This window comes from Sphingomonas hankyongi (assembly GCF_023516575.1).
Classification (GTDB): Bacteria; Pseudomonadota; Alphaproteobacteria; order Sphingomonadales; family Sphingomonadaceae; genus Sphingomicrobium; species Sphingomicrobium hankyongi.
In genome coordinates this window covers 223,774-247,989 of sequence record NZ_JAMGBE010000001.1, presented here as the reverse complement: position 1 = coordinate 247,989, position 24,216 = coordinate 223,774, and the positions used below count along the sequence as shown (strand labels likewise).

Genomic DNA, 24,216 nt, shown 5'->3' with positions numbered 1-24,216 from the left:
CGGGAAACGGTCGGGCATGGCGTGAGTTAAGCCTGCAAACGAACCTCGAGGAGACTGGGTAATGGCGAAGAAGGCGACCAAGGCGGGCGGCGGCGCGAAGGCCAAAAAGGCGGATTCGAAGCCAAAGAGCCGCGCTGTGGCGCGTGTCAGCAGTTCGCGCGGCGGGTCGAAAGGCGATAACGGCTTCAACGCGGGCGATGCCTTCATCAAGCTGCTTCAGAGCCCTCTGGTCGCGGAGCTTGTCGCCGTTGCCGCGACCGCAGCGCTTGCTTCCCTTGCCGAGCATGGTTTCACGAGTGGCGACGCCACGCGCGGCAAGCGCGCCGGCCGAGCGGTAAAGGCGGCGGGCAAGGCTGCGGCCGCAGCAGTTGGACGTCGCCTCAGCACCGAGATGGACGAGATCAAGCAGGCTGCAAAAGCCGCTAAGCGCGGCGCAGGAGGGTAATCCGCGCGCGGCCCGCGACACGGGTCGCGTCGGTGACCAGCACGCCCGCGTCGACATCGTCGTGACGGTCTGTTTCCACGCTCATCCACCCTCCAGGCGAGAGCCATTGAGCACCCAGGACCGCGTTGACGACGTTGGTCCCGGCGCCCGGCTCGTACGGCGGGTCGGCGAATATAAGATCGAACGGTTCCGAAGGCGGCAGGGAAAGCGCTGAGGCGGTAATCACGCGGATCCTGTCGGCGGCGCCAAGCTTGGCGGCATTCCGCCGGATGGCCTCAATCGCCCCACGGTCCCGCTCGACGAAAGTCACGTGCGCCGCTCCGCGAGACAAGGCCTCGAAGCCGAGCGCGCCGCTACCGGCGAAGAGATCGGCAACGCGAAGCTCGCCGAAGGATCCGAGGCGGCTGGCGAGCATCGAGAAGAGCGCTTCTCGCAACCGATCGGCAGTGGGCCGCGTTGCCGAGCCCGGCGGCGCGACGAGCGGCCTGCCGCGCCACTGGCCAGCAATGATCCTCATCGGATGGAGCGGCGCAGGGCGTCGAGCTCCGATCCGTCGGCTTCGTCGACCGCGCAAGGTTCGAGACCCTCGAGGGTGAGCGGTCCGTAAGCGACGCGGATCAGCCGCGAGACCTGCAGGCCCAGATGCGCGAGCACGCGTCGCACCTCGCGGTTCTTGCCTTCGGTCAGGCTCATCTCGATCCAGCAATTGCGGCCGGTTCGGCGTTCCAGGTTCGCGTTGATCGAACCGTAGTGGATGCCGTCGATCGTGATGCCTTCCGCGAGCCGTTCGAGCTGGTCTTGCGTGACGTGACCGAACGCGCGCGCCCGGTACGTGCGCACCACGCCGCTGCGCGGAAGCTCGAGCTGGCGCTTGAGCTCGCCATCGTTGGTCAGAAGCAGGAGCCCTTCCGTCGTAAAGTCCAGCCTGCCGACCGGCATCAGTCGAGGAAGTCCGGCGGGCAAGCGATCGTAGATTGTCGGTCGTCCCCTTGGGTCGCGCTCCGCCGTGATCGTTCCGGCAGGCTTGTAGAAACGGAACAGCCGGGTCGACGCCGCCGGCCGAACCGGCTTCCCATCGACCGTCACGCCCGAGAGGTCGTCGAGCAAGGTCGCGGGCGTCGTGAGCGTCTCGCCATGCAAGGCAATGCGGCCTTCGGCGATCATCCGCTCGACTTCGCGACGCGAGGCGACGCCGGCGCGCGCCAAAAGCTTGGCGATTCGCTGCGATCCGCCATTGCCGTTTTGTTGCTTCGGCGGCACAGTTGAACGCCCGCTGCGCGGACGCGGCACTGGACGCTTTTTCGTTCGTTGCGGGGGCACGGTCATTTCTCGGGGTTTTGATGCTGTTCGGGAGACGCAAGCAAGTCGTCAAGCGCATACTCATCGTCGAAGACGAACCGCTTACTGCGTTCGACAATGAGAATATGCTCGGCGACGCCGGATATGAGATCGTCGCTACGGTCGACGATCTCGATGAAGCGCTCGACGTGCTCGGGCGCGAAGAGGTGCACCTCGTCCTCAGCGACGTGCGGCTGCGCAGCGACAAGACTGGCATCGATCTCGCGCATGCGGCCAGGAAGAAGGGCGTCCCGACCTTGTTTGCAACCGGCCACGCCTATCCGGGCGCGTCGGAAATCGCGGTCGGCTGCCTGATGAAGCCCTACAGTGAGCGCCAGTTGTGCAAGGCGATCGAATGCGTCGACCGGCATCTGCAGGGGCACAAGGTCAAGCCGCCGAAGGGCCTCCAGCTGTTCATTCGTGAGGACGAGCAGAAGTGATGCGGCTCTAGCCAGCGCCTGAAGCGCTGCTAACATCCCGGCTTCACCCGAGGGGAGGAGCAGTATGGCGTCGACCGGAGCAGCTGAAGATTCGAGCGGTTGGCGGAATGCCGTTCCCCAGGGCGTCAGACCGTATGTCGAGTCGGCGCCCCTTACCGCGCTATTCCTCGGCATCTCGTCCGGCTTTCCCTTCGCGCTGCTCGCGGCGACCTTGACCCAGCGGCTTTCCGAAGCCGGCATCGAGAAGAAGTCCATTTCGGCCTTCGCGCTCGCGCTTCTCATCTACAGCTTCAAATGGGCCTGGGCTCCGCTGGTCGACCGCATCAAGCTGCCGGGCTCAAGAAGCTTCGGTCAGCGGCGCAGCTGGCTTTGGCTTTGCGCCTTGCTCGTGGCCGGCGCGGTCGCCGTTTTGGGACTCGCCGATCCGGAGCATGACATAAAGTCGGTAGTGGTGGGCGCGCTGCTGCTCGGATTTGCGGGCGCAACCTTCGACATCGTCATCGACGCCTATCGCATCGAGATCCTTGAGCCGCGCCAGCTCGGCGTCGGCTCGGGCATGTCGCAATATGGCTGGCGTCTTGGATCGTTCTTCGCTGCGTCGATCGCCTTGTTCGTGGCGGCGCGGAGCAGCTGGACCGTCGGTTATCTCGCCTGCATGCCGCTCGCCTTCGCAGGTCCGATTGCGTCTTTGTTCATGGGCGAGCCAAAGCGGCATCACGAGCCCAAGGAGGTGAAGGGCGGACGAGCGCTGATCGACGCCTTCTGGGGACCGCTCGCGGACTTCCTAAAGCGCGAGGGCGCCTTCCTCGTTCTTCTATTCGTCCTGATCCACAAGATCGGCGACACGATGGCCAACCTCATGATCCGCGACCTGCTGGTTGGCCTCGGCTTTACCAAGGACGAGATCCTCTACGGCGACGTGTGGGTCGGCTTCTTCGCCTTGCTCGTCGGCATCTTCGTCGGGGGCGTCCTTTACGCGAAGCTCGGCATGAAGCGCTCGGTGCTCGTAAGCCTGATTCTGATGGCAATCTCGAACCTGAGTTTCGCAGGCCTCGCGGCGGTCGGGCACTCGATGCCGATGCTCGCCTGGGCGGTCGGCTTTGAGAATTTCGCAAGCGGCATCGGCGGCGTCGTAGTGGTCGCTTACCTCTCGGCGCTGTGCAACCTCAGGTACACGGCGACCCAATTCGCATTGCTTTCGGCGGCGGCCGCGATCGTCGGGCGCTTCCTAACCGGGACGACCGCCGGCGCGCTGATCGAAGGCATGGGCTATGTGAACTTCTACTTGCTCACCACGCTCATCGCGCTGCCCGGCGTCCTTCTCTACGCCTACATGCTGAAAAAGGGCCTGATCGACGAATCGATCGGCGATGCCGGCACCGAAGGCGAAGGCGACGCCCGCGCAGAGCAGCAACCGGCAAAAGCCTAGTTTGGTACCTGGTCGTTCGCGGCCAGGGCCTGCCCGGCGAGGTATAAGGAGCCCGCGATCAGGCGCGGCTCTGGGAGGGCGGCAAGCGCTGTTTCCAGCGTGTCCGCCGTTCGCCCGCCGAACTTCTCAGCCAGTTCTTCGGGGTCGTGGTGAGGGTGATCGAGCACCGGCACGAAGGTCAGGGACAGCGCATGCGGCGCGAGGGCGGAGACGATCGCTTCAGCGTCCTTGTTGGCGAGGATGCCGATGACGAGATGCATCGGGCCGCGTTCGGAAAGAATATCGGCCAGCGCCGCGGCGGCCGCCGGGTTGTGCGCGCCATCGACCCACGTTTCGAGACAACGCGCAAGGGGGCCGTCGCCAAGCTTCTGAAAACGTGCCGGCCAATCTGCGGCAGCGATGGCGTCGAGAAATGTCTCGCGAGCGACCATCAGCTTGTCCTGCGCGCGGAACATTTCCCAGGCGAGACCGGCGTTGCGCCGCTGGTGCGCACCGGGAAGGCCGGGCTTCATTTCGGGATCCAAAGCCCAGTCGCGACCTTCGAGAAGCAGCGGCGCATCGCGTTCGGCAGCGACATCGGCGATCGCGGCTTCGGCTTCGGTGGATTGAGCCAGGCTGACGAGCGGCACGCCGGGCTTGGCGATGCTCGCTTTCTCCCGGGCAATCGAAACGATGTCGGAGCCGAGAAATTGCTGGTGGTCGAGTCCTAGGCTCGCGATGCCGGTGACGAGCGGATGCTCGACGATGTTGGTGGCATCGAGGCGTCCGCCGAGGCCGACCTCGAGGATGCAGGCGTCCGCTGGCGCTCGCGCGAAGGCGAGCAGCGCAACCGCCGTCGCGACCTCGAAGAAGCTGGGCTCGATGTCGTCGCTGGCGTCCAGCGTTTCGGTGAGCAGCGCGAGCAGCTGCCCATCGTCGATCAGCTTGCCCGCGATCCGGATGCGCTCGTTGAACCGGACGAGATGGGGGCTGGTGAAGGCGTGGACCGAATGGCCCGCCCCTTCCAAGGCGGCGCGCAGGAACGCGACGGTCGAGCCCTTGCCGTTGGTGCCAGCCACATGGAACAGCGGGGGCAGGGAGTCCTGCGGTCTTCCGAGCCGGTCGAGCAGCCGCGAGATCCGATCGAGCCCGAGCCGGTCTCCCCCCGGAGAGATCATGGAAAGACGGTCGAGTTGCGCCTGGACGCCAGGATGCGTCGAGCGCGCGAAGTCGGCCATCAGGCTGCCGCCTTGTCCTCCGGCATCAAGTAGGAAATGAGCAAGGCCAGCTTCTCTTTGAGGTCGCTGCGAGGAACGACCATGTCGATCATTCCGTGCTCCAGCAGATATTCGGCGCGTTGGAAGCCTTCGGGGAGCTTCTCGCGAATGGTTTGCTCGATGACGCGCTGCCCGGCGAAACCGATAAGGGCGCCAGGCTCGGCGAGCTGCACGTCGCCCAGCATCGCGTAAGAGGCCGTGACGCCGCCGGTCGTCGGGTCCGTCAGCACGACGATATAGGGCAGGCTCGCTTCACGAAGCTGGGATAGGGCGACCGTGGTTCGGGGCATTTGCATGAGCGACAGGATGCCCTCCTGCATGCGCGCGCCTCCGGCGGCGGTGAACAGGATGTAGGGAGCGCGCTGGTCTATGGCCGCGCGGACCCCGGCAATGAACGCCGCGCCGACCGCGATCCCCATCGATCCACCCATGAAGGCAAAGTCCTGGACCCCGACGATGGCCTCATGGCCGTCGATCCGACCGCTGGCGTTAAGAAGGGCATCCCGTTCCTCGGTGGCGCTGCGCGCCGTCTTGAGCCGGTCCGTGTACCGCTTCGTGTCGCGAAACTTGAGCGGGTCTTCGCGCACCTCGGGGGCGGGCAGTAGCTCGTATTTGCCAGCGTCGAACAATTGCTCGAACCGCTGCTTCGGCCCAATCCGGTCATGGTAATCGCAGCGCGGGCAGACGCTGTAATTCTCTTCCCACTCCTTGACGAACACCATGGTCCCGCACTTGCGGCACTTGTGCCAGAGGTTCTCCGCCGTCTGCCTCTTGGGCAGGAACGGAATCCCGCTGCGGACGCGGCTGAGCCAACTCATGCGATATACCTTGCTTCTTCAGCGTTCAGGCTGGCCGCGATCTCCCTCATCGCACCTGCGGGGTTCGCAGCATCCGTGATCGGCCGGCCTATTACCAGTATCGAGGCTCCGTCGTTAAGCGCTTCGCGAGGGGTGGCGACGCGCTTCTGGTCGCCGACATCCGCCCCCGCCGGGCGTACGCCAGGAACCACGAAAAAGCCGTCGGGCCAGGCCTTTTTGGCCGCCGCCACCTCCGCGCCGGAGCAGACAATGCCGTCGATTCCGGCTTCCCGTGCGAGGTCGGTAAGGCGGCGCACCTGCTCGTCGGGCGCGCCGGTGATGCCAGTTGCTGCCAGGTCCGATTGATCGAGGCTGGTCAGGACGGTCACGCCGACGACCTTGGTCTGTGGCGGAGCGGCTGCCTTTGCGGCCGCCATCATCTCGCGACCCCCGGCCGCGTGGACGGTGAGCACGGCGGGCTGAAGGTGCGCGATCGCCGCGACCGCCTTCCCGACCGTATTGGGGATGTCGTGGAACTTTAGGTCGAGGAAGACCGGCAGTTGACCTTCGGCGATCCGAAGCACGCCGTCTTCGCCGTTCGCGCAGAAGAATTCGAGGCCGAGCTTTACGCCGCCGGCAAGCCCTCGGAGGTCCCGGGCGAGCGCTGCCGCGCGATGGACGTCGGGCGTGTCGATTGCGACGAAGATCGGATTCATAGGGCGGGCGCCTCTTCCTCCGCCTCCAGGGGAGGAGCAGTGACGGGCGCAGCGCGGCTGCGCTCGAGCGCGCCAAGCCGACGGTTCAGCGACCAGATCCGCGCCCGTTGGATCAGCCAGGTGGGCAGGAAGCCGATCAGGACCGCGATCAGGAGTAGGATCGGGACCTTGATGTCGGCCTGGATGTCGCCCCACAGGTTGAGCGTCACGTCAGCCCAATTGCGGCTGGCGAAGAGCACCACGATCACTGCGAGGAGAACCCAGAACAGGGTTTTCAGAAATTGCATCGCGTGCGGCGCTTTAAGCGAGCCGTGCGTTGAACGCCAGCACGGCCGTTCGTCGCAGTCAGGAATCGGCTCGTCGCAGAGCGCGGGGAACAGCGTTGAGGGGCGTTCCGTCAAGGCTCAGAGCTGATGCCGGGGAGAGGCGCAGTTGCGGACAGTAGATAAGATTGGGCTTGGGGTTCTGGTGCTGCTGAGCGGCGCGGCGGTTCTGGCCATGCGTCCCGACCAGAAGGCGAAGCCGGACGGCGCCGAAGTCGCCAAAAGCCATCTGAAGCTCGCATCGGTGTCGACCGCGGCGCGGCGCGACATCGACTATGCACAGATCGACCAGCGCCTCCAGCAACTGATGAACAAGCCGGCGATGGTCGGGCTTGCGGTCGGCATCGTGGAAAACGGGCGCATCACCTTCCTTCGCGGATATGGCGAAACGCTCGCGGGGTCCGGCGAGCCGGTGACTCCCGACACAGTATTCCGCTGGGCTTCGGTCTCCAAGGGCGTTGCCGGAACGATGGTCGCGAAGCTGGCGGAGCAGGGGAAGCTTCAACTCGACGCGCCGGTGGCCAATTATGCCCCGGATCTGCACCTGCCGGCCCAGGCGCAATATCGGGCGACTGTGGGCGACCTGCTGTCTCACCGCCTCGGGCTCTACCGGAACGCCTATGACAACAAGCTCGAAGAGGGGCAGGACCCGAGCATCCTTCGGGAATCGCTGGGACAGCTCAACCTGATCTGCCCGCCGGGCAGCTGCTGGTCGTACCAGAATGTCGCCTTCGACGCGTCGAGCGAGATGGTCGCCAAGCTCACCGGCGAATCCTATGAGCAGGCGGTCAAGCAGAACCTGTTCAATCCGATCGGCATGAGCGGCGCGAGCGTTTCGATGCAGGGCCTGCAATCAAGCCGCAGCTGGGCGCGCCCGCACAACGCCGGCAAGAAGCCGCTGCCGATCGTCGACACTTATTACAAGGTTCCGGCCGCTGGCGGCGTCAATAGCAACATCAAGGACATGTCGCTCTGGATGCTTGCCCAGATGGGCGAGATGCCGGACGTTCTAGACCAGAAGGTGCTCGACACCATCCACGCGCCCTATGTGGTCACCCCGGGCGAGCGCGGACGCCTGCGCAAGTTCCTCGAGCGGCTGAAGACGGCCTGGTACGGCTACGGCTGGCGAAGCTACGATTATGCCGGACACCGGATCATCGGCCATCGCGGCGGGATTAACGGCTATCGTTCGCTCATTCTGTTCGACCCACAGAAGAAGAGCGGCGTCGTCGCCCTATGGAACAGCAACACCAACCAGCCGGGCGGCGTCGAGTTCGAGGTGATGGACATGATCTACCGCCTGCCGTTCCGCGACTGGCTGGAGCTCAACTCGGGCCCCGCTGCCAAGCCGCCGCAGATTGCATCAACCCAAGAGGACGCCGACGGCAGCGGCGATGCGCCCGCGCCGCATCGGAGGGCAGGTCGCTAGCGCCGGGCGCTCTCCTCTTCTTCGATCTGCCTGAGCTCTTTCTGCTGATCGAGGTGCGCCTTGTAGCGGAAGGCCATTCCAAGCGTTGATGTGGCCATACCCGCGATCAGCACAGGCAGGTGCCATGCGGGCTTGTCGGGCGTCGGCCAGGCGATGGCGCCTAGCAGAAGGACGCTGACGATCGACACGAGATATCCGATGCCCTTCCAGTCGAGCTTGCCGCTTCGGGATGGGTTTTGTCGCTGATGCATCGCCAGAGGAACATCAGATTGGGCAAGTTGGTTTCACCGGCAAATCAGGAGGATTGCCGATGGCTAGTAACAAGTCCCAGGATGCGATTGCATTGCTCAAGGAAGACCACCGCAAGGTGGAGGAGCTGTTCAAGGATTTCGAAGGCGCGAAGGGCGACGGCCGCAAGGAGAAGCTTGCGCAGGAAATCTGCCTTGAGCTCTCGGTCCACGCCACGATCGAGGAAGAGATTTTCTATCCCGCCTGCGAGGGCAAGGTCGACGAAGACCTGCTCAAGGAAAGCTATGTCGAACATGACGCAGCCAAGATCCTCATCGCCGAGATCGTCGCGGGCGCCGGGTCGAACGACGAATTCTTCGACGCGAAGGTGAAGGTGCTTCAGGAAGAGATCGAGCACCATGTCGAGGAAGAAGAAAAGAGGCTCGAAGGCCTGTTCGCGCAAGCGCGCAAGGCTGACCTCGACCTCGACGTTCTGGGCGAGCAGCTTGCCGCCCGGAAGATGGAGCTGACGGAGACCTACAAGACGAGCGGGATTCCGAAGCCGCAGCTTAAGACGATGGAAGACGCCCAGGTCTGACGATCTTAATTGGAGCGGGGGGCATTAATGCCCCCCGTTTCTTATTGCAGGGACGCGACGCTGACGGCGGCGCCTGCATCCTTCCCATAGGCATCGCCGAGATAGGTCAGCTGACCCCCGTCGGCCTGCGCGGTCAGGTAAGTGACGTAGATCGGCACGGGCTTGGGGAGCTGCACGTGCTGCTCCGGCTGGGGAGAAGCCGCCTGCGGATCGCGACCGAGCAGCCAGCGTCCGAGCCGCTCCGCGTCTTCGAGCCGGATGCAGCCGTTGCTGACGTCGCGGCTCGCCTCGGAGAATAGCTCTTTCCGGGGGGTGTCGTGAAGGTAGATGTCGTAAGTGTTCGGAAAGCCGAACTTCACACGGCCCATAGAGTTGGCGGGGCCGGGCTTTTGCCGGACCTTGACCACCTGCTGTCCCGATACGACGGCACGCCAGTCCACCTTGGCCGCGTCGATCGGCTCGGCGTCCGAACCGTAGCCCGACAGCACCTCGTAATTGTGGTCCTTGAGGTATGTAACGCCCTGGTCGAGCACGCGCGGCGCGATCAGTTTCTGGACCAGCTCCTGCGGCACGTTCCAATAGGGGTTCAGCGTCGCATAATAGATGGTGCTCGCAACCATCGGCGTCGGCGTAGTGGGTTTGCCGACGATGACCTTCATCGAATCCACGACGTGACCGTCCTGGACCATCCAAAGGCGAGCCGAGCCAGCATCGACCATGACGTAGCGGTCCTGGAAGGGCATCGTCCGCACCCGGTCGAGGTTGGCAAGCACGCGCGGATCGGCGCTGCCGGTCGATTGGGCCTGCTGCCACGCCGCATCGCGTAGCTGCGCGTAGATCGGGTTGACGTTCGATACGTCACGGATGTGCGACGGGATCGAATTCGCGGACGCCGTCTGCAGCAGGATTTCCTGAGGCGACTGGCGGCGCGGTGCAGCCCAGCCGTCCGCGATCGCCATCCCTTCGGGAGCGCGCTGAAGATTCTGCACGTAGGTCACCCAGGCCGCCGAGAGGAACCGGTCGGCAAGTCCCAGCGCGGAGCGATCGCCACCGCTTGCGCGTGCCATCAGCGCTTCCGCCTGGGATGCGAGAGCCGGGCCATTTTGAAGGCCGTCAATCGGCCCGCGCTGAAGGACCTGGAGCAGGCTCGCCGCCGCGGGAGATTGCGGTCCGGCGCTGAGCCAGATCAATGTCCCGGGGCGGCGCGCATAATAAGCGTCGACCGCGCCCTGAACCGGTCCGACCGCCGTCGTGACCTGTGGAGCAAAGGAGGGTGTCGCGCCTGATACAGGCACAGGGAGACCCATCAGCGCCGCACAAGCGGCGCCGGCCAGCATTTGGATTCTCATTTTACGAACTCTTTGAAATTGCTTTTGAACTGCATAACGCCCAAGCGGCGCGGCGGTTCAAAATTGCCGTTGACAAATGCGCCGGACTGTTCCGCGCCGGGACCCGGATCGCGTGGTTTGATTCGAACAAACGCCGGCGCTCGAGCGAGCACCGACGTTTGCCCGGTGTGACACCTGATCAGACCCCGATGTAGACCGGCGTACCGACGTCGGTGACCGAGTAGAGCTTCTTGGCGAAGGCGCTCGGCAACCGGACGCAGCCGTGGCTTGCGGGGTGGCCCGGATTGTAGCCGGCGTGCAGTGCAACGCCGTAATCCGTGATGAACTGTGCGAACGGCATCGGCGCATTCTCGTACTTGCGCGACCGATGCATCACCTTCTTCGTCCCGATCGAGAAGACGCCGGTCGGCGTGTCGCGCCCGGGCTGGCCGCTCGACACGGTCGCCACCGCCATCAACGTATTGCCGCGATAGAGATAGGCCATCTGGTCGGACAGGCTGACGACGACGCGCTCTTCTCCGGCGTCCTGCGGAACGTCGCGCCACAGATACTGGCCGGGCTTGAGGACCTTCGGCCCGAAGGCGTCCAGCATGTCGATCCTTGCCTGCGATGCGGCGTCGCTTGCCGTCATCTGAGCTTCGTAGGTTTCAAGCGCCGACGCCGGCGTGGAACTTATTACAGTCCCGAACGCACACATCCCCGTCAGCGCCAGCGCATAGGCTAGCTGCTTCATATCACACCTGAATTTAGTTGTTGACTTTTGTCGCGGAAATGCATCGCACCCGAGTCGGGTTCCGCCTAATGCTGTTTTAGTTGACGGAATTCACCGCAGTTACGGCAAGCGGAGCTCCGCTTTTGCTGCTATCAGGCGCCTCATGAAACGCGCGATTCCGCCCTTGGCGGCAGCTCTCATCGCGGGCGTCGCGACCTTTACCGGGCTTCGCTGGATCAAGCGGCGAATAGCGGTCGAGGCTCCTCAAAACGAAGAAGTAGACTCTATCGTCGACGAAGCGGGCGTCGAATCCTTCCCTGCAAGCGATCCGCCGAGCTGGACGCTGGGCGGCGAGCCGCGCGACTGATCAAGGTGCGGGGGCCAGCCCGAAACGGATGCGCCAGCTGTCGTCGAGCAGGTCCTGCACTTCCGTGTGCTTTTGCATGTAAACGGCGAAGAACGGGCAGACCGGGATGACCTTGAGACCGCGCCTGCGTGCTTCGGCAAGCGCATATCGAATCAAAGCCGACCCGATCCCTTTGCCTTCACGCTTTGGCGGAACCTCGGTGTGGGTGAACATGATCTTCCCCGCCGGCAGGGCATATTCGGCGATGGCCGCGCTGCCGTCGCCCAGGTCCGCTTCGTACCGATGCTTCTCAGGATTGTCGCGGATGGGGAGGTCGGATGCGTTGGCCATTCCGGCGATGTAACCGCGGGAGTCGACCCCCTCAACTTTCGTTAGTTGCCCATTGTTGTTTTGCGTGATTAGCTGTCCCCCCTGACGACGCCGTCACCCTGTGACGAGTTCGCGTGGCGACGCCGCCGGCCCATTCAACCCGCCAGTCGGGGCGGGAGTGGTGCAGTCCGAAGGGAAGATCGAATGCGGAAGACCTTTGTCGCGGCTTTGGCCGCAACGTCCATCCTCGTGCTCTCTGCATGCAATAAGCAGCCTGCGCCGGACGAGAATGCGGCAGCCGAGAATGCCGGGACCGAAACCGCGGCAGCCGGCGATATCAACGGCACGTGGGTAGCCGATCTGGCCAGCGTTCAGATCGACACCCGGCCCGATGAAATCCTGGTCCAGAACGGCCAGTATGAATGCAAGACGTGTACGCCTCCCTACAAGGTCGCAGCGGACGGTGCTTTCCATCCAGTTTCGGGGCAGCCCTATTTCGATAGCGCATCGGTCAAGGTCGTCGATGACAAGACGATCCAGCGCACCGGCAAGAAGGGCGATCGCGTGACGGGCGACAGCACGACCTCGGTATCGGCCGACGGGAATACGCTGACCGTCAGCTTCAACGACAGCTCGATCGAGAACGCGCCGGTCGTGAAGGGCAGCTATACCGAAACCAGGGTTGGGCCGGCTCCAGCAGGCGCGCATGCGGTTTCCGGCCAGTGGAAACCGGCGAAGATCGAGAATGTCTCGGCGGAAGGCCTGACCACGACCTATGCGCTCGACGGCGATACGCTGCACATGAGCAGCCCCAGCGGCGTCAGCTTCGACGCGAAGCTCGACGGTACCGACACTCCGATCAAGGGCGATCCGGCGGGTACGATGGCATCCGTCAAAAAGGTCGGCGAGGGATATGAAGAAACCGACAAGCGCGACGGCAAGGTCGTGGGCGTCTCGACGTTCAGCGTCGGCGCGGACGGCAAGCTCAACGTCGTCTACGAAAACAAGCTCGACGGGTCGAAGACGACATATTCGGCCAACAAACAGTAACAGGGGAGGGGCGGTCCGTGCACGCCGGGCCGCCCCATTTTTCGCGACCTTAATCAGGTTACGCTGACGAAGCTGTCGAGCACCTTCTTGCGGCCGGCTTTCTCGAAATCGATCTCAAGCTTGTTGCCCTCGATTTCCGCGATCGTGCCGTAACCGAACTTCCCATGGAACACGCGCTGGCCCACGGACAGGTCGCTTCGGCCCTGGTTGCCGAGGCTTACCGCCGACGCCCGCGCCTCGATGATGCGCTGCGGCTCCGGATTGAACGAGCCGCCGCGGCTGGCGCGCTGCCATCCGGGGCCGCGCGTGCTGGCCCGGTTGGACTGAGCTGCGGCGAGATGCGCGAAGGGGTCGCCGCGCTCGGACCACTGCGCGCGCCACAAGCTCTCGCCGCCGGTCATGGTGGTTTCTTCCTCGATATGCCCCTTGGGCAGTTCGGCCAGGAAGCGAGACGGGATGCTGCTCGTCCACTGTCCGTAGATACGGCGGTTGGCGGCGTGCATGATCGTCGCCTTCCGCCGCGCGCGGGTGATCGCGACATAGGCGAGGCGGCGTTCCTCTTCGAGTGAGGCGAGCCCCCCTTCATCGAGCGAGCGCTGCGACGGGAACACGCCTTCTTCCCAGCCCGGCAGATAGACGATGTCGAATTCAAGGCCCTTGGCGGCGTGGATGGTCATGATCGTCACCCGCTCGCCCTGCCGCGCCTCGTCATTGTCCATGACCAGCGAGACATGCTCGAGGAACGCACCGAGATTCTCATATTCTTCCATCGCGCGCGTGAGCTCCGCGAGATTTTCGAGCCGGCCGGCGCTTTCGGCGGAGCGGTCGGCCTGGAGCATCGCGGTATAGCCGCTTTCGTCGAGAACGATCCGCGCGAGCTCCGGGTGCGGCAGGCTCGACGCCATTTCCCGCCATCGCGCAATGTCGGCGACGAAATTGCCGAGTGATCGGCGCGCCTGCGGAGTCAGCTCGTCGGTCCCGAGGATCGTGGCGGCAGCGACGAGCAAGGGCTGCTGGGTGCTACGGGCGTGACGGTGGATGGTCGCCACGGCCTTGTCGCCGAGGCCGCGCTTCGGCGTGTTGACGATACGTTCGAAGGCGAGGTCGTCCGCAGGCCGAACGATCAGGCGTAAATAAGCGATGGCGTCGCGGATCTCGGCGCGCTCGTAGAAACGGAAGCCGCCGATGATCTGGTAGTTGAGGCCGATGGCGATGAAGCGCTCCTCGAACTCGCGCGTCTGGAACTGGGCGCGAACCAGGATCGCAACATCGTCGAGCGAGCCGCTTCGAGCCTCGTGGCGCTCGATCTCCTCGCCGATGCGCCGCGCCTCTTCGGGCCCGTCCCAGATGCCGATGACGCGAACCTTTTGGCCGTCGCCTGCTTCGGTCCAGAGCGTCTTGCCGAGCCGCCCGGCATTGTTGGAAATGAGGCCGTCAGCGGCGGCGAGGATGTGCGAGGTCGAGCGATAATTCTGTTCCAGCCTGACGATCTTGGCGCCGGGGAAATCCTTCTCGAAGCGCAGGATATTCGCGACTTGTGCGCCGCGCCATGAGTAGATGGACTGATCATCGTCGCCGACGCAGCACAGGTTGCGGCGCGGCTCGGCGAGCAGCTTCAGCCATTCATACTGGCCCTGGTTGGTGTCCTGATATTCGTCGACCAGTATGTAGCGGAAGCGGTCGCGGTAGCTTTCCAGCACGTCCGTATGCGAGCGGAAGATGACGAGCATGTGCAGCAGGAGGTCGCCGAAGTCGCAGGCGTTCAACGTCCGCAAGCGCTCCTGATATTGCGCATAGAGGTCGGCCCCGCGGCCGGCGGCGAAGGCTTCGGACTCGCCGGCGTCGACTTGCTTCGGAGTCCATCCGCGGTTCTTCCAGCGGTCGATGAGCCCGGCGAGCTGGCGGGCCGGCCATCTCTTCTCGTCGATGTTCGCCGCGACGATCAGCTGCTTCAAAACCCGTAGCTGGTCGTCGGTATCGAGGATCGTAAAGTTGGACTGAAGGCCGACCAGCTCCGCGTGGCTGCGCAGCATGCGCGCCGCGACCGAATGGAAGGTGCCGAGCCAGGGCATCCCTTCGATGGCTCCGCCGGAAATCGCGGCCACCCGCTCCTTCATCTCCCGTGCGGCCTTGTTGGTGAAGGTGACCGCAAGGATCTGACTCGGCCAGGCCCGCCGCGTGGCGATGAGATGAGCGAGTCGCGCCGTCAGCGCCGCGGTCTTTCCGGTTCCGGCACCCGCAAGCACCAGCACCGGGCCTTCCGTCGTCAGCACTGCCTCGCGCTGGGGCGGATTCAACCCGCGCAGATAGGCAGGCTCGGGCGAGAGTTCGGCGGATTCAGGCACTTGGCCGAGGTAGGCGAGGGAGAACGGATCGGCAACCGAACAGCGACTCGCGAAAAGGTTCCAATTGTTGTTACCGATATCCACGTTATCCACAGGCTTGTTACCGCATTTTTCGCTTTCCCGACTCGGCCGAGGAGCGCATGGTGCACCTGTGATCGGGACGGCGGTTCAAGCCTCCCCCCAGGCCGGAAACGGCAAGAGGGTGCGGCAGGTCCCAAGGTTCCGATCTCCGCCGGCCGGCAATGCCGAAGTTCCTTCGGGAGCAGAAGCGGGGCCAGCTGGTAAGAGGCGCCGGAAGAGATGATCGTCATCTCGCGCGACGCGGCTCGGAACGGTCTTCGGACCAGGAAGAGCAAAGCGGGACGCTGAGATTGGTCATCCCAAGAAGGGCCGCGGAAAATCGGGGAAGAAGAAGTCCTCCGGGCTTCGTTGGAACCGATAGGAAGCGACGCCTGAGCTGGTGAGCCAGGATCGAGAGCGGGTAGGTAGGCCTTCGGGTTCTATCAACCAGGTTGAGAACACCGGCAGATCCTTCGCTCGGCGCAGTGGGGGCTGGCAGCAATGCCGGCCCCCATTTCCTTTGGGGCCACAGCGACGGCGCGATCCTGCGACGCCAGCGCGGCTCGACATCCCCACGACCTATCAATCCTCGCCGATTGGCGCCTCTGTGCCGCAACACATGAAGGCTGTTATGCAGAGCTCATGGGGACCCCGGGCAATCAGACGAAGCCGGCGACAGAGCGGCGATCAACGCGGATACGGGCTCGCGCGGTCCGCGGCGGCGTGCTTCGAAAGCTCGGCCCCGGACTGATCACGGGGGCCGCAGACGACGATCCGAGCGGGATCGCAGCTTATTCGCAGGCGGGCGCTGCGTACGGCCTCAACATGCTGTGGACGATGCCGGTCCTGTACCCGCTCATGTCCACGGTCCAGTTGATCAGCGCATGGGTAGGCCGGGTCACGGGTCAGGGCCTGGCGGCCAACATGCGCCGCGTTTTTCCCGGCTGGACAGTTGCGGTGCTGGTCGGGCTGCTAGTCACTGCCAACACGATCAATATCGGGGCGGACCTGGCTGCCATGGGTGCCGCGGCGGAGCTGGTCACAGGCATAAGCAGGCATCCGATGACCTTCCTGCTGGCCGCCGTTTCACTGATCCTGCAGGTTGCCGTTCCCTATCATCGCTATGTGCACTTCCTGAAATTCCTCACGCTTGCGCTGTTCGCTTATTTTGGCGCTGCGCTAGCCGTGGAGATCGACTGGGGCGAGGTCGCTCGCCGGACCGTGATGCCCGAACTGAGTTTGACCGCCGGAACGGCGACTACCGTCGTCGCCGTGTTTGGGACAACCATCAGCCCGTACCTGTTGTTCTGGCAGGCGTCCGAGGAGGTCGAGGACGAGAAGGTCGATCCCAACGATCAAGATGCCCCGCTTATTTCCCATCCGCGGCAGGCGAAGGCGCAGCTGCAGCGCATCAAGGTGGACACCTTCATTGGGATGGCGTTCGCGAACCTCACCGCATTCTTCATCATCCTGACCACTGCCGCGACCCTCAACGCCAAGGGAATCATGGACATCCAGACTTCCGCCGAGGCGGCCGAAGCGCTTCGTCCGATCGCTGGGGAATTCGCCTTCGCCCTCTTCAGCATGGGAATTATCGGCACCGGGCTCCTTGCGGTCCCTGTTCTCGCCGGGTCGGCCGCTTATGCGGTATGCGAGGCCGAAGGCTGGAAGGCCGGCCTCGAGCGCAAACCGCAGGAAGCCGTGCGCTTCTATCTCGTGATCGCCGCCGCGGTCATTCTTGGGATTGCGGCCGATTATTCCCCGCTCGATCCTATAAAGGCGCTGTTCTGGAGCGCCGTCGTCAATGGTGTGGTTTCCGTACCGTTGATGATCGCGATGATGATCATCGTGTCCCGCCGGGATGAAATGGGAAGGTTCACCGCGAGCCTGCGACTCCGCCTGATGGGGTGGCTGGCGACCGCCGTGATGGCCGCTGCTTCGGTTGTGATGATCGCAACTCTCTGAATGCCCGCCGCTGAGCCGTGCTTCAAATCTGACGGAAGCAACTTCGCGCGCGCGGGACCAAAATTCGTTTCGCGCGTTACGTGAGGCAGGTGGCACCGGTAGAGATGCCGGCGGAGCGGTGGGGCGCGAAGGAGTGTCGAAGTGCTCAAGCTCGCTCTCGCGGCTGCTGCCGCAACTGCATCCGCATCTGCTCCTCAGGCCCTGTCATCCACGAGCCCCTGGTGGGAGAAAATCACCGTCACGATGGTCGGCGATGGCGATCCGCAATCCTGCACGTACGAGTCGAATCTCTCGACGGCCCCAACCGACGGCTGCGAAGTCGTCGGCGCCAAAGCCGGCGTGACGCAGGCATCCGCGGGCTCCGCCGACGAGATGACCCGCATCACGTTCGAACGCCGCTTCATTCCGGGCGACAGCCAGCCGCAGCCGAGCGAGATCGACCCCGGCGATACGCTGCTCGGCGGTCAGATCATGGCGCTGGCGATCGACGGCGGCGGCAAGGTCAACGGCTGTAAGGTCATCGCCAAGTCAGGCGACGTCACGCCGGACTATGGATGTGAGGAAGCTTCGGCAGAGAAGTTCCAGCCCACGGCCTCAAGCGGGAGCGGCGACAGCGTCGGCTTCATGACCATCATGGTCTACGGCCACAGCGAGAACGTCGCTTAAGGAGCCGACGTCATTTGACGTCGATCGTGCCCACCATGCCGAACGTCGCGTGCAGGAAGTGACTGCAGTGCGTCGGATAATTGCCGGCGCGCGGCACCAGGGTGATCGACTTCGTCTCCCCCGAATGCAGCTCGATCTCGCCTTTCGGAGCGGCGCCGGCGGTGATCTGCGACGCGGCGAAGAATTCCTTAGCGGTGAAGTCGTGGCCGCTGCCTGATGTGTTCGTGAAAGTCAGCGTTACCGGCCGGCCGGCAGCCAGATGGATCAATTTCGGCGTGAAGCCGAAGCTGTAGACGTTGATGGCCTGCGTCGACGGCTGTTGCGCGGCCGCGGGCCCTACTACGAAAGCGGCAAGCGCGGCGGAAACCAAGGTCAACCTGTACATGTTCGACCTCCAAAACCCCTGCCGGTCCGCAGATATCACAGGAGCAGAGCTGTCGCCATTCGCGCGCTATCGCCTGTTCGAGGCCCGCCTTTGCGATCCGTAAGCCAATAGCCGGTAGGCCACGGCGTCCTGCACTCCGGGGTCGTCCGGGTCCCGCGGGACAGCTTCGCCGTTGATCCCTTCATACTCGTCAGCCAGTTCCAGCAGGAAATCGCGCGTGGGCCCGTGGGTCGTCCGGGCTGCTTCGATGCGACAGATGCGAACCCACTCGTTCGCGTGGATGTTCGACATAGGCGAGTCGTGAGTCCGACATCCCATCCCCGCTGCAAAGTGAATTAGGCTATTGCGGACACACCCCTCGGTCCTCAGCTGCGGTCGAGACCACTGCAACCGCAGCCACCGTTGTCGCAGTTGGTCAATTGCGCGTCGCGGATAGGATCGTCTCAACAGCAGTAATTAGCTATGGGCGCGCCCTCGCAGACATAGAGGAACTCCGCGATGGGCATTGTCCACTTGCTGAGAAGGGCGCTCGGGAATCCCCCCGTTTCCGGCATCGATGCATGGTCCTGGGCATTCGCCGCAGTTGCGTTGCCGACAATCCTTCGCTGCCTGGTCGACGACCACGTCACCGGGGTGGCATTCTCGCCCTACATTCCGTTCATACTGGTCGCTGCGGTCTGCCTCGGATGGCGCCACGCGGCATTCGTAACCGTGGTCTCGGCGGCGGTCGCGGACATGTTGTTCATCGATCCGCGCTTCGTGCCGATGGCGGGACCGACCGACCTATTCGGAATGCTGATCTTCCTGGCCTCGGCTGCACTCATCATCATTCTGGTGCAGGTCGCACGATTGATGATCCATTCCCGTCCGCTGCCTGCGCCAGCGGGGGCGGCGCGGACGGGGATCATCTTCAGCCTCGACAAAGGACAGGCCTTCGCAAGCTGGTGCGGCAGCGGACGTCCGCTGCGGCTTGGGCCCGAGAGCGAAGTTGCCGAGATGATGCAGGACTTCCTGGCCCAGCTCGAGCTCGGCCGGCGGCTAAACGCGAACTGCTCCTAGTCCTCAGTGCGGCCGGCGCCTTCGCGGTCGCGTTCGTGATGGTGAGCGAGCGCGAATGGCGGAAGCCAGGATTCGCGGCGGATCGTCCACAGTTCGTAAGTCGGCACGAACTGGTCGATGGCATCGAGCGCCCCGAGGTTTACCTCCACTTCGTCGCCGGATCGCCCGAAGACCGACGAGCCGCAGCGAGGGCAGAAATGCCGGCCGGCAAAGTCGCGGGTCTCGCCTTCGATAGTCACGGCGTCCGCGGGAAAGATCGCCGAAGCGTGAAACAGAGCACCATGATGCTTGCGGCAGTCGAGGCAATGGCAGATGCCGACCCGGTAGGGCTCGCCCTCAGCCACGATGCGAACGTCGCCACAGAGACAGGATCCGGTAGATCGAGGCATTTTCAGTCTCCCTCCGAGCCTCTTGTGCCGAACTGCGAACATCGGCAACCGATATATAAAATAACCAAACGGGTAAAAAACTCTTGACATCGTGACGCTGTTTGGTTAGCAGACAGGAACAGTGAAGAATTGCGAGTTCGGGCGGCGCTCCCACGCGGAGCGACCGCCCTTTTTCTTTGGAGCGAGCATGGCGCGGAAGTCGAAATTGACATTGGTAGGCGGGAAGTCGCCCCAGATGCGCAAACGGTCCGCCAAAAGCTGGACGAAGGCCAAAGAGGCCCAATTCCTGTCGGTGCTCGGCGAGACATGCAATGTCACCCGGGCGTGCGAGGCGGCGGGGGTCTCGGTCACGCACGCCTATCGCATGCGCAAGACCAAAGCGGCGTTCCGGGCCGCATGGCTCGACGCGATCGGCGCGGCCTATCACAGGCTGGAGCTGGTGCTGCTCGACCGCGCCTTCAACGGCACGGAGAAAGTCGTGCAGCGTCGCGACGGTTCGGAAGAGCGGATGCGCGAATATTCGAACCAGCTCGGGCTGGCGCTGCTCAAGATGCACCGCGACACGGCCATTCAATCGAGCACCGAACCGACGGCCGAGGATGTGGAGGAGGCGCGACGGCGCCTCGCGAAGAAGCTGCTTCGGCTGAAGGAACGCATTGTAGCCGGCGGTGCGCCCGGATGAGTTACGAGGATGCGCGGCGCGTCTTCGAGTGGCTGCGGCATGCGACAGAGGAGCAAGTCCAGCTTTTCATTTCAAAGCTGACACCATCCGACATCCTGCAACTGGATGCCTGGTTCGAGCTGTGGGCGCACGAGAGCCAGCTTTCGCCCATGGGCGACGGTTGGCGCGTGTGGCTGATGATGGCGGGGCGGGGGTTCGGGAAGACGCGTGCCGGAGCCGAATGGATCAACGGTCTCGCCAGCAGCCGCCGGGGCATGCGGATCGCGCTGGTGGGTGCGACGATCGCCGATGCGCGAAGCATCATGGTGGAAGGCGTCAGCGGACTGATCAACGTGGCCGCGAGTCACGGTCGCAAGCTGGTCTGGGAGCCGAGCCTGGGCCGGCTCCGCTGGCCCAACGGAAGCGAGGCGCAGCTGTTTTCGGGCGACAATGCAGATGGCCTTAGAGGGCCGGAGCACGACGTGGCCTGGGCGGACGAGCTCGCCAAGTGGCGCGAGGCGGAGGAGGCGTGGGCCAACCTGCAATTCGGGCTGCGGCGAGGTCCGCGACCGCGCGCGCTGGTGACGACGACGCCGCGACCAATGGAGCTGCTGAAGAAGATCGAGACCGATCGGTGGACGATCACGACGCGCGGCCGGACGAGCGACAATATCAACCTGGATGAAAAGGTCGTGGACGTGCTGACCGCGACCTATGGCGGGACGCGGATCGGGCGGCAGGAACTGGACGGCGAGCTTCTTCAGGACGTCGAAGGCGCGCTATGGACCCACGATATTATCGACGCCGCGCGCACGAAGCGCCCGGAGACGTTCGATCGGATCGTGGTGGGCGTCGATCCGCCGGCGGGCGCAGGCGAAGGGTCGGATGCCTGCGGGATCGTGGTTGCTGGATCGAGCGCGAACACGCTTTACGTGCTCGAGGATGCGACTGTGCGCGGCCTGTCGCCCGAGGGATGGGCGAGCCGGGTCGCCGCCGCCGCAGCGCGTTGGGGCGCCACGCTGGTGGTGGCCGAAGCAAACAATGGCGGGGCGATGGTGGGGAGCGTCCTGAAGGCCGCCGACAGCGAGCTGAAGGTGCGGCTGGTCCATGCGTCGCGCGGCAAATGCGTCCGCGCCGAACCGATCGCCCTGAAGTTCGAAACGGGGAAGGCGTTCTTCGCGGGCGAGTTTCCAGCGCTCGCGGCCGAGCTTGGCGGAATGATCGCCGGAGGCGGTTACGACGGGCCGGGACGATCGCCGGACCGAGCCGACGCAATGGTGTGGGCGATGACGGCATTGAGCGAGACGCGCAGCGGGGTGCCGCGCGTCCGGCGATTGTGATACGAGAAAGGGGGGAAGGTCCAAGACGAGGGGAACGTCATGGCCACAGTCACTGCAGGAATTTCCGGTCGTCCCGCGCGGACGGACCTATTGTCGGGAACACCGCGCGCGCATGCGCTGGATCGATGGATCTTCGTCTTCATGGCTGCGTGGTTCATCGCCATCGTGCTGGTCGGGTTCATTCCCGATTCGATCATGAAAGTCGGACTGGTCCGGGCGGGCGCGCGAGCGCCTTTCCCGCTGGTCCTGCACTTCCATGCAATCCTGATGGGATCGTTCCTGCTGGTGTTGCTTGCGCAAACCGTTCTGATGGCGACTGGGCGCCGTGCCTATCACATGCAGCTTGGCGTCGTCGGTATGGCGCTTGCCGCGGCGCTCTTCATCGTGGGGCTCATCCTTGCTCCAACCATGTACCACCAAGTGTGGGGCGGAGCGCATTTCGGGCCGCCGGCAGTTCGAGAGGCGCTGGCGCCGGTCGTGCCGCTGCTCGAGAACATATTGATCCTGCAGGTCAGCGCCGGGCTGTTGTTCGCGCTCTTCATTGTCATCGGCTTGAGGGCGAGGGATCGCGACGAGGGATTGCACAAACGGATGATGATCCTGGCCGTGGCTGCCCCGTTAGGCGCTGCGATCAGCCGAATGCACTTCCTGCCGTCGACGATGCCGGCGAGCCCGCTGTCGATCAACCTGTTCGTAGCGTTGACGATCGTGCCGATGCTGGTGTGGGACGTGGCGCGCAATCGAAGGGTGCATGAGGCTTACTGGATCTGGTTTCCGGTCTTCGTCAGCGTCGCCACGATCGAAAATCTAGTGTGGGACAAGCCGTGGTGGCACGCGACGGCTCGCCAGATCATGGGGGTATAGAAGCGCGCCAGCGGGGGACAGGTCATGGCCACAGTCACTGCGGGAATTTCAGCTCGTCCGCCGCGAACCGACTCATTGTCGGGAACGCCCCGGGCGCATGCGCTGGATCGATGGATCTTCGTTTTCATGGCGGCCTGGTTCATCGCCATCGTGCTGGCGGGATTCATCCCGGATTCGATCGAAAAGGTTGCAATGGTCCGCGCCGGGGAGCGGCCGCCGTTCCCACTGGTGCTGCACTTCCATGCGGTGCTGATGGGGTCGTTCCTGCTATTCCTGCTCGCGCAGACGTGGCTGATGGCGACAGGGCGTCGCGCAGTGCACATGCGGCTGGGCATCTTCGGGATGCTGCTGGCAGCAGCGCTGGTCGTGGTCGGATTCATCCTGGTGCCGACCAATTTTCACCTGCTGTGGGACGCCGCGCATTCCGGAGCGCCGGGGGCCGCGGAGAAATTCGGCCAGGCGGTGAACGTCTGGGAAAATATCATGCTGCTGCAGATCCGCATCGGCATATTGTTCGCGTTGTTCCTGGCGATCGGATTGCGCGCGAGGGGCGGCAACGCGGGGCTGCACAAGAGGATGATGATCCTGGCGACGGCCATGGCGCTGCCGGCCGGCATCGACCGTATCCCGTGGTTGCCGCACACGATGCCGACAAGCCCGCTGTCGCCGGACCTTTATACGCTGGTGGCCGTATCTCCGATGTTCGTTTGGGACGTAATCCGTAATCGCAGAGTGCACGAAGCCTATTGGATTTGGCTGGGTGTCCTGGTCCCGTGCGCCGTATTCGTGAACCTGATGTGGGACACGCCGTGGTGGCACGCGACGGCACGGCAGTTGATGGGAGTGTGAGAGAATGAAACCGTTCACGACGATTGCGGCAGTCATCTTCCTGCTCATGGGCCTGCTGCACATTTATCGGATCGTAGCCCCATTTCCGGTGACGATCGGCGGGACGAGCGTGGGACCCGAGATCAGCTGGCTGGCCGTGGTGGTCACGCTGGGGCTGGCGTTCGGACTGTGGCGCGAGGCGCGGCGGTAGTCAGCATCTGAAATTTCGACGAAGGCCGTCACGGGAATGAATCCCGTGACGTCAGACCGGTCGCCTTTGGCGCCGGCTGGCCGGCTTTCGCCGTCTTTCCGACATTGGCAGCAATTGCTGCGCAATTCGCCGCCAATGTCTGGCGGCTCAAGCTTAGGAGCGAGCGATGGGACAACGAAGCGCTCCAGATTCTGGATAGCCTGATCCACCCGGTCCTGGAGGAGGTCGAGGGTAGAGAACCGCCCAACTCGCCGGCGCCTGGGAGTTGCTACATCGTGCCAGACGGGGCGATCGGAGAATGGTCTCGAGAGGATAAGAAGCTCGCCTGCTTCACCCAAGCAGGCTGGCGATTCCTAGAGCCCTATGAAGGACTGACAGCAGTCCGCCAGGCAGATGCTGTTCCCGTTATCTATTTAAACGGACAGTGGAATTTCGGAAAGCTTCGCGGCTTCGAACTGATCATCGACGGTCGCAAGATGATCGGTAGACCGACTGCCCCAATTGCCGCCCCGGCTGGCGGATCCGTCGTCGACAAAGAGGCGCGTGCGGCGCTTGCCGAAGTCCTGCATAGCCTCCGCTCTCATGGCCTCATTGAAGCGCAGAAAGAAAGCCGAATTAGCAGGGGAAAAGGCACCTGCGTTTAGGTGGGGCACTGAT

Annotated in this window: 30 protein-coding genes; 16 read left to right on the top strand and 14 right to left on the bottom strand. The window is 63.9% G+C overall.

Features of this window, described 5'->3' with window-relative positions; genetic code table 11:
* Positions 1 to 61 precede the first annotated feature (61 nt).
* Entirely contained in the window at positions 62 to 445 is a 384-nt protein-coding gene (locus LZ538_RS01330) for a hypothetical protein (protein ID WP_249830200.1), read from the top strand.
* Here LZ538_RS01330 and rsmD read toward each other — a convergent pair.
* Together rsmD and LZ538_RS01320 are read right to left on the bottom strand one after the other, a co-directional pair.
* A complete protein-coding gene (gene rsmD / locus LZ538_RS01325) occupies positions 423 to 962 on the bottom strand; it encodes a 16S rRNA (guanine(966)-N(2))-methyltransferase RsmD (protein WP_249830199.1) in 540 nt (179 codons plus the stop codon). The two genes, LZ538_RS01330 and rsmD, sit on opposite strands and share 23 nt — an antisense overlap.
* The gene (locus LZ538_RS01320) at positions 959 to 1,771 is read right to left on the bottom strand and encodes a pseudouridine synthase (RefSeq protein WP_249830198.1); all 813 of its coding nucleotides are present in this window, start codon (positions 1,769 to 1,771) and stop codon (positions 959 to 961) included. Before LZ538_RS01320 ends, rsmD begins: the two co-directional genes overlap by 4 nt.
* Positions 1,772 to 1,785: 14 nt before the next feature.
* Between LZ538_RS01320 and LZ538_RS01315 the strand changes: the two genes are divergently transcribed.
* Positions 1,786 to 2,223 (top strand): response regulator, encoded by a 438-nt coding sequence (locus LZ538_RS01315; RefSeq protein ID WP_249830197.1) that lies wholly within the window; start codon positions 1,786 to 1,788, stop codon positions 2,221 to 2,223.
* 64 nt (positions 2,224 to 2,287) lie between these two features.
* Positions 2,288 to 3,652, top strand: a complete 1,365-nt coding sequence (locus LZ538_RS01310) for an AmpG family muropeptide MFS transporter (RefSeq protein ID WP_249830196.1) — start codon at positions 2,288 to 2,290, stop codon at positions 3,650 to 3,652.
* Here the strand turns inward: LZ538_RS01310 and LZ538_RS01305 are convergent.
* Genes LZ538_RS01305 through LZ538_RS01290 form a run of 4 tightly spaced genes read right to left on the bottom strand, consistent with a single transcriptional unit; the run spans position 3,649 to position 6,708 of the window.
* A complete protein-coding gene (locus LZ538_RS01305) occupies positions 3,649 to 4,869 on the bottom strand; it encodes a bifunctional folylpolyglutamate synthase/dihydrofolate synthase (RefSeq protein WP_249830195.1) in 1,221 nt (406 codons plus the stop codon). The two genes, LZ538_RS01310 and LZ538_RS01305, sit on opposite strands and share 4 nt — an antisense overlap.
* Positions 4,869 to 5,726 carry an acetyl-CoA carboxylase, carboxyltransferase subunit beta gene (gene accD, locus LZ538_RS01300; RefSeq protein ID WP_249830194.1) on the bottom strand — a complete coding sequence of 286 codons (858 nt, stop codon included), beginning with the start codon at positions 5,724 to 5,726 and terminating at the stop codon, positions 4,869 to 4,871. The genes LZ538_RS01305 and accD overlap by 1 nt, the downstream gene beginning before the upstream one ends.
* Positions 5,723 to 6,421 (bottom strand): orotidine-5'-phosphate decarboxylase, encoded by a 699-nt coding sequence (pyrF, locus tag LZ538_RS01295; RefSeq protein ID WP_249830193.1) that lies wholly within the window; start codon positions 6,419 to 6,421, stop codon positions 5,723 to 5,725. The genes accD and pyrF overlap by 4 nt, the downstream gene beginning before the upstream one ends.
* Positions 6,418 to 6,708: a lipopolysaccharide assembly protein LapA domain-containing protein gene (locus LZ538_RS01290; RefSeq protein ID WP_249830192.1), complete on the bottom strand. Its 291-nt coding sequence runs from the start codon at positions 6,706 to 6,708 to the stop codon at positions 6,418 to 6,420. Before LZ538_RS01290 ends, pyrF begins: the two co-directional genes overlap by 4 nt.
* Positions 6,709 to 6,853: 145 nt before the next feature.
* Here LZ538_RS01290 and LZ538_RS01285 point away from each other — a divergent pair, with 145 nt between their 5' ends.
* Positions 6,854 to 8,173 carry a serine hydrolase domain-containing protein gene (locus LZ538_RS01285; RefSeq protein ID WP_249830191.1) on the top strand — a complete coding sequence of 440 codons (1,320 nt, stop codon included), beginning with the start codon at positions 6,854 to 6,856 and terminating at the stop codon, positions 8,171 to 8,173.
* Here LZ538_RS01285 and LZ538_RS01280 read toward each other — a convergent pair.
* A complete protein-coding gene (locus LZ538_RS01280) occupies positions 8,170 to 8,424 on the bottom strand; it encodes a hypothetical protein (RefSeq protein ID WP_249830190.1) in 255 nt (84 codons plus the stop codon). The genes LZ538_RS01285 and LZ538_RS01280 overlap by 4 nt on opposite strands.
* A 59-nt stretch (positions 8,425 to 8,483) precedes the next feature.
* Between LZ538_RS01280 and LZ538_RS01275 the strand changes: the two genes are divergently transcribed.
* Positions 8,484 to 8,999 carry a hemerythrin domain-containing protein gene (locus tag LZ538_RS01275; protein ID WP_249830189.1) on the top strand — a complete coding sequence of 172 codons (516 nt, stop codon included), beginning with the start codon at positions 8,484 to 8,486 and terminating at the stop codon, positions 8,997 to 8,999.
* Between the two features lie 41 nt (positions 9,000 to 9,040).
* Here the strand turns inward: LZ538_RS01275 and LZ538_RS01270 are convergent, their stop codons facing one another.
* Both LZ538_RS01270 and LZ538_RS01265 read right to left on the bottom strand, forming a co-directional pair.
* A complete protein-coding gene (locus tag LZ538_RS01270; RefSeq protein WP_249830188.1) occupies positions 9,041 to 10,348 on the bottom strand; it encodes a L,D-transpeptidase family protein in 1,308 nt (435 codons plus the stop codon).
* Between the two features lie 178 nt (positions 10,349 to 10,526).
* On the bottom strand, positions 10,527 to 11,081 hold the full coding sequence (locus LZ538_RS01265; RefSeq protein WP_249830187.1) for a L,D-transpeptidase family protein: 555 nt from the start codon (positions 11,079 to 11,081) through the stop codon (positions 10,527 to 10,529).
* A 142-nt stretch (positions 11,082 to 11,223) separates the two neighbouring features.
* Between LZ538_RS01265 and LZ538_RS01260 the strand changes: the two genes are divergently transcribed.
* Positions 11,224 to 11,427: a hypothetical protein gene (locus LZ538_RS01260; protein WP_249830186.1), complete on the top strand. Its 204-nt coding sequence runs from the start codon at positions 11,224 to 11,226 to the stop codon at positions 11,425 to 11,427.
* Here LZ538_RS01260 and LZ538_RS01255 read toward each other — a convergent pair whose 3' ends face one another.
* Positions 11,428 to 11,757, bottom strand: a complete 330-nt coding sequence (locus tag LZ538_RS01255) for a GNAT family N-acetyltransferase (RefSeq protein WP_249830185.1) — start codon at positions 11,755 to 11,757, stop codon at positions 11,428 to 11,430.
* Positions 11,758 to 11,940: 183 nt separating this feature from the next.
* On the opposite strand from LZ538_RS01255, the gene LZ538_RS01250 reads away from it, so the two are divergent.
* Positions 11,941 to 12,786 (top strand): hypothetical protein, encoded by an 846-nt coding sequence (locus LZ538_RS01250; RefSeq protein ID WP_249830184.1) that lies wholly within the window; start codon positions 11,941 to 11,943, stop codon positions 12,784 to 12,786.
* A gap of 53 nt (positions 12,787 to 12,839) precedes the next feature.
* Here LZ538_RS01250 and LZ538_RS01245 read toward each other — a convergent pair whose 3' ends face one another.
* A complete protein-coding gene (locus LZ538_RS01245) occupies positions 12,840 to 15,131 on the bottom strand; it encodes an ATP-dependent helicase (protein ID WP_249830812.1) in 2,292 nt (763 codons plus the stop codon).
* Between the two features lie 702 nt (positions 15,132 to 15,833).
* Between LZ538_RS01245 and LZ538_RS01240 the strand changes: the two genes are divergently transcribed.
* Positions 15,834 to 17,156, top strand: coding sequence for an NRAMP family divalent metal transporter (locus LZ538_RS01240; RefSeq protein ID WP_249830183.1), 1,323 nt, complete (start codon positions 15,834 to 15,836; stop codon positions 17,154 to 17,156).
* A 141-nt stretch (positions 17,157 to 17,297) separates the two neighbouring features.
* A complete protein-coding gene (locus LZ538_RS01235) occupies positions 17,298 to 17,822 on the top strand; it encodes a hypothetical protein (protein ID WP_249830182.1) in 525 nt (174 codons plus the stop codon).
* Positions 17,823 to 17,832: 10 nt separating this feature from the next.
* Here LZ538_RS01235 and LZ538_RS01230 read toward each other — a convergent pair whose 3' ends face one another.
* Together LZ538_RS01230 and LZ538_RS01225 are read right to left on the bottom strand one after the other, a co-directional pair.
* Complete coding sequence (locus tag LZ538_RS01230) at positions 17,833 to 18,207, bottom strand: cupredoxin domain-containing protein (RefSeq protein ID WP_249830181.1); 375 nt, start codon at positions 18,205 to 18,207, stop codon at positions 17,833 to 17,835.
* Positions 18,208 to 18,273: 66 nt separating this feature from the next.
* Positions 18,274 to 18,498, bottom strand: coding sequence for a hypothetical protein (locus LZ538_RS01225; protein ID WP_249830180.1), 225 nt, complete (start codon positions 18,496 to 18,498; stop codon positions 18,274 to 18,276).
* A gap of 207 nt (positions 18,499 to 18,705) precedes the next feature.
* Here LZ538_RS01225 and LZ538_RS01220 point away from each other — a divergent pair, with 207 nt between their 5' ends.
* Positions 18,706 to 19,266, top strand: coding sequence for a DUF4118 domain-containing protein (locus LZ538_RS01220; protein ID WP_249830179.1), 561 nt, complete (start codon positions 18,706 to 18,708; stop codon positions 19,264 to 19,266).
* Here LZ538_RS01220 and LZ538_RS01215 read toward each other — a convergent pair.
* Positions 19,263 to 19,655: a GFA family protein gene (locus LZ538_RS01215; RefSeq protein WP_249830178.1), complete on the bottom strand. Its 393-nt coding sequence runs from the start codon at positions 19,653 to 19,655 to the stop codon at positions 19,263 to 19,265. The genes LZ538_RS01220 and LZ538_RS01215 overlap by 4 nt on opposite strands.
* 235 nt (positions 19,656 to 19,890) lie before the next feature.
* Here LZ538_RS01215 and LZ538_RS01210 point away from each other — a divergent pair, with 235 nt between their 5' ends.
* The 6 genes from LZ538_RS01210 (at position 19,891) to LZ538_RS01185 (ending at position 24,203) form a co-directional block, all read left to right on the top strand.
* Positions 19,891 to 20,337, top strand: coding sequence for a hypothetical protein (locus LZ538_RS01210; protein ID WP_249830177.1), 447 nt, complete (start codon positions 19,891 to 19,893; stop codon positions 20,335 to 20,337).
* Entirely contained in the window at positions 20,334 to 21,656 is a 1,323-nt protein-coding gene (locus LZ538_RS01205; RefSeq protein WP_249830176.1) for a DNA-packaging protein, read from the top strand. Before LZ538_RS01210 ends, LZ538_RS01205 begins: the two co-directional genes overlap by 4 nt.
* Before the next feature lie 39 nt (positions 21,657 to 21,695).
* Positions 21,696 to 22,520 (top strand): hypothetical protein, encoded by an 825-nt coding sequence (locus tag LZ538_RS01200; protein ID WP_249830175.1) that lies wholly within the window; start codon positions 21,696 to 21,698, stop codon positions 22,518 to 22,520.
* Between the two features lie 24 nt (positions 22,521 to 22,544).
* On the top strand, positions 22,545 to 23,369 hold the full coding sequence (locus LZ538_RS01195; protein WP_249830174.1) for a hypothetical protein: 825 nt from the start codon (positions 22,545 to 22,547) through the stop codon (positions 23,367 to 23,369).
* 4 nt (positions 23,370 to 23,373) lie between these two features.
* On the top strand, positions 23,374 to 23,559 hold the full coding sequence (locus LZ538_RS01190; RefSeq protein WP_249830173.1) for a hypothetical protein: 186 nt from the start codon (positions 23,374 to 23,376) through the stop codon (positions 23,557 to 23,559).
* A 104-nt stretch (positions 23,560 to 23,663) separates the two neighbouring features.
* On the top strand, positions 23,664 to 24,203 hold the full coding sequence (locus LZ538_RS01185) for a DUF2793 domain-containing protein (protein WP_249830172.1): 540 nt from the start codon (positions 23,664 to 23,666) through the stop codon (positions 24,201 to 24,203).
* Positions 24,204 to 24,216 lie beyond the last annotated feature (13 nt).

Coding starts and splice junctions, on each gene's coding strand:
- LZ538_RS01330 (WP_249830200.1), top strand. CDS start 62: ATGGCGAAGAAGGCGACCAAGGCGGGCGGCGGCGCGAAGGCCAAAAAG.
- rsmD (WP_249830199.1), bottom strand. CDS start 962: ATGAGGATCATTGCTGGCCAGTGGCGCGGCAGGCCGCTCGTCGCGCCG.
- LZ538_RS01320 (WP_249830198.1), bottom strand. CDS start 1,771: ATGACCGTGCCCCCGCAACGAACGAAAAAGCGTCCAGTGCCGCGTCCG.
- LZ538_RS01315 (WP_249830197.1), top strand. CDS start 1,786: ATGCTGTTCGGGAGACGCAAGCAAGTCGTCAAGCGCATACTCATCGTC.
- LZ538_RS01310 (WP_249830196.1), top strand. CDS start 2,288: ATGGCGTCGACCGGAGCAGCTGAAGATTCGAGCGGTTGGCGGAATGCC.
- LZ538_RS01305 (WP_249830195.1), bottom strand. CDS start 4,869: ATGGCCGACTTCGCGCGCTCGACGCATCCTGGCGTCCAGGCGCAACTC.
- accD (WP_249830194.1), bottom strand. CDS start 5,726: ATGAGTTGGCTCAGCCGCGTCCGCAGCGGGATTCCGTTCCTGCCCAAG.
- pyrF (WP_249830193.1), bottom strand. CDS start 6,421: ATGAATCCGATCTTCGTCGCAATCGACACGCCCGACGTCCATCGCGCG.
- LZ538_RS01290 (WP_249830192.1), bottom strand. CDS start 6,708: ATGCAATTTCTGAAAACCCTGTTCTGGGTTCTCCTCGCAGTGATCGTG.
- LZ538_RS01280 (WP_249830190.1), bottom strand. CDS start 8,424: ATGCATCAGCGACAAAACCCATCCCGAAGCGGCAAGCTCGACTGGAAG.
- LZ538_RS01275 (WP_249830189.1), top strand. CDS start 8,484: ATGGCTAGTAACAAGTCCCAGGATGCGATTGCATTGCTCAAGGAAGAC.
- LZ538_RS01270 (WP_249830188.1), bottom strand. CDS start 10,348: ATGAGAATCCAAATGCTGGCCGGCGCCGCTTGTGCGGCGCTGATGGGT.
- LZ538_RS01265 (WP_249830187.1), bottom strand. CDS start 11,081: ATGAAGCAGCTAGCCTATGCGCTGGCGCTGACGGGGATGTGTGCGTTC.
- LZ538_RS01260 (WP_249830186.1), top strand. CDS start 11,224: ATGAAACGCGCGATTCCGCCCTTGGCGGCAGCTCTCATCGCGGGCGTC.
- LZ538_RS01255 (WP_249830185.1), bottom strand. CDS start 11,757: ATGGCCAACGCATCCGACCTCCCCATCCGCGACAATCCTGAGAAGCAT.
- LZ538_RS01250 (WP_249830184.1), top strand. CDS start 11,941: ATGCGGAAGACCTTTGTCGCGGCTTTGGCCGCAACGTCCATCCTCGTG.
- LZ538_RS01240 (WP_249830183.1), top strand. CDS start 15,834: ATGGGGACCCCGGGCAATCAGACGAAGCCGGCGACAGAGCGGCGATCA.
- LZ538_RS01230 (WP_249830181.1), bottom strand. CDS start 18,207: ATGTACAGGTTGACCTTGGTTTCCGCCGCGCTTGCCGCTTTCGTAGTA.
- LZ538_RS01225 (WP_249830180.1), bottom strand. CDS start 18,498: ATGTCGAACATCCACGCGAACGAGTGGGTTCGCATCTGTCGCATCGAA.
- LZ538_RS01220 (WP_249830179.1), top strand. CDS start 18,706: ATGGGCATTGTCCACTTGCTGAGAAGGGCGCTCGGGAATCCCCCCGTT.
- LZ538_RS01215 (WP_249830178.1), bottom strand. CDS start 19,655: ATGCCTCGATCTACCGGATCCTGTCTCTGTGGCGACGTTCGCATCGTG.
- LZ538_RS01210 (WP_249830177.1), top strand. CDS start 19,891: ATGCGCAAACGGTCCGCCAAAAGCTGGACGAAGGCCAAAGAGGCCCAA.
- LZ538_RS01205 (WP_249830176.1), top strand. CDS start 20,334: ATGAGTTACGAGGATGCGCGGCGCGTCTTCGAGTGGCTGCGGCATGCG.
- LZ538_RS01200 (WP_249830175.1), top strand. CDS start 21,696: ATGGCCACAGTCACTGCAGGAATTTCCGGTCGTCCCGCGCGGACGGAC.
- LZ538_RS01195 (WP_249830174.1), top strand. CDS start 22,545: ATGGCCACAGTCACTGCGGGAATTTCAGCTCGTCCGCCGCGAACCGAC.
- LZ538_RS01190 (WP_249830173.1), top strand. CDS start 23,374: ATGAAACCGTTCACGACGATTGCGGCAGTCATCTTCCTGCTCATGGGC.